The organism is Oleiphilus sp. HI0123 (assembly GCF_001635315.1).
In genome coordinates this window covers 1-2,302 of sequence record NZ_LWGE01000174.1, presented here as the reverse complement: position 1 = coordinate 2,302, position 2,302 = coordinate 1, and the positions used below count along the sequence as shown (strand labels likewise).

At 43.0% G+C, this 2,302-nt stretch carries 3 protein-coding genes; all 3 read right to left on the bottom strand.

Annotation, left to right across the window (positions count from 1 at the left end; all coding sequences use genetic code 11):
* Nucleotides 1-252, bottom strand: a 252-nt coding sequence (locus A3761_RS01625) for a hypothetical protein (protein WP_156491494.1), incomplete at its 3' end; no start/stop codon positions are given.
* Nucleotides 253-278: 26 nt separating this feature from the next.
* On the bottom strand, nt 279-1,724 hold the full coding sequence (locus A3761_RS01620) for a PfkB family carbohydrate kinase (protein WP_068739929.1): 1,446 nt from the start codon (nt 1,722-1,724) through the stop codon (nt 279-281).
* A gap of 9 nt (nt 1,725-1,733) precedes the next feature.
* Nucleotides 1,734-2,302 (bottom strand): zinc-binding dehydrogenase (locus A3761_RS01615; protein WP_156491493.1); only part of this gene is annotated, 569 nt, incomplete at its 5' end.

Genomic DNA, 2,302 nt, shown 5'->3' with positions numbered 1-2,302 from the left:
AAATGAGCGCATCAACTCCATGTCCATAGCAACAACAGCGGTAAATCGATTTGGATAAAGCGCTTCAACCATAGCCTTGTGCTCTGGCCGTACGCACAATGTAATGGGGTAGCCTGTTTTTTCTACCAAACTTCTTGCAAAAGATGCTGTCACTAGCACCTCACCAATAGAGTTCGGTGACATTAAGATCCACCCTCTTGGAGTTTGTTTTCGAATAGAGTCAACAATCTCTTTCAATTGACTTATTTGCATACGTTTATCCCTTTACAACATCCAAATCATGTATTGATTTTGCCAAAAGTATTCATAAACTCCTGCTTACTCAAGGGCTTATTCCCCATCCTGCTAACTTGTATGCCTGCTGCAACACTTCCCAGCGCTGCAGCTTGCCATGCTGACCCACCGGCTGCCAATGTAAGCCCTGAGGTAATTAACATTGAGTCACCAGCTCCAGCTACGTCAATAGGAGCATAGTTCAAGGCTGGCAGGCGGTCAGTTAGAACACTTTCTTCTTCATCTTCAATATGTAACAAAACACCTTCAGCCCCGAGCGTTAATATAATATTTTGAGCCATTGCTTTTTGCCTCAGCCTTTCAGCAATGACAACCAAACCATCTTCTTGATTTCGTAAGCTAACCCGAACCTCTCTCTCTGTGGGCGTCAGCAAATTCATCCCCTTAAAACGACTAACATCTCCTACTTGAGAAGAGCACTGGCTATCGGCAATTATTGTCACGTTATGACCGTTGCAGTGGTCTACAATTTTTTCTATCAGAGGTTGAGGTAAACAGCCATAGTTAAAATCGGAGAATACCAACAAATCAAGACCAGGTAATAAGTCTAAAATATGCTGTTCAATTTTGTTCTGAAGCTTCTTCCCGATTGACCCTTGATGTAGATGACTAACTCTTAATAGTGTTTTGTTTTGTGCTCTGAAACGCTGTTTGAGGGTCGTTGGCCTATTTTCGTCAACAAGTAAACGAGACTGCACATCATATTCTGAAAGTGCGGTTTCAGCATACTCCCGAATAGGATCATTCCCGGCTACGCTAATAAAACTTGAATTTGCTCCCAGGCCCGCGGCGTGAGCCGCGACAATTCCCGCACCACCAATAAAACGCTGCGTATCGATAGGCGTTACAACAATTGTCGGGTCCTCTTGTGACATACCTAATGGATCACAGGTAATATACTCATCAACAATAAGGTCACCAACTACGCAAACATTAACATCAGACAGCCGCCCGATAATATCGATTAAACTGTCAAACGAGAAATCATGCCTACTTGCAAACTTCTGAACCGACAATAAATCAATTCGATCCATACCAGAGAAGTTTTTTCGAATTAAGTCCAAAGAAGAAAATGCTGCTTCTCCTGAACTAAACACCAGCTTGCCGCCATATTCCTTGAGGGAGCGCTTTTCAACATTATGTACATTTTCAAACTCTTTACCCTTCACGACAATATCAGGCTTTAAGCGAGCCAATACATCCGTTACAGGTTCATCCATCAAGAAGGCCTCGGTTACCCAATTATTACTCTTGATTCCGTCTAACCTAAGCTGCTCACCAACATGGACATGATCACCGCCAATTTTGTCACTATTGACGCCCACAATCAGCCTATCCCCCATTTCCCTTGCAAAGCGGAGTAGGCGTAGATGACCCGGGTGGAGTATATTGAAGTTGCCTGAAACAAATACTGTTTGTGACTTAAGCATAATCCTGCTTCACTCTGGATTTTGAGAGTTATTTTGATGCGTCATTACAATTAAAGGCCGAAAAACACGGCCCTCTTCTAGATCATCTAATGCCGCATTGATTTGATTTAAGTCGTACCGTTTAGTTAAGAGGCCATTCAAAGGCGTAGCTACTTTTGAAAATAAACTATGGAGACGCGGGATATCTCGGTCCAGCATAACACTTCCCCCCCAACTACCAGAAATCTGCTTACCGCTAATCAAGTCGTGCGGCGAAAGTCTAATCTTCTCACCATCGGGTGGGTGTGAAGCAAAAAGTAACTGCCCGCCAAATTTCCGAATCATTGAAAAACCATCTTCTATTCCTGAAATATGACCGGTCGCTTCAATACAGAAGTCAGCACCACCTTTTGTCAAAGCCAATACTTTTTCTACAACATCATCATGCTCTGAATTTATACAATGCCTGACACCCCACCCTTTTACCTTTTCAAGTTTTTCCCTAGAAACATCTATCGCTATAATATTTTTTACACCTAGAGCAACTAAGGCCATAACCGCAGAAAGACCAATCCCGCCCAAGCCCAAAACAGCAACTG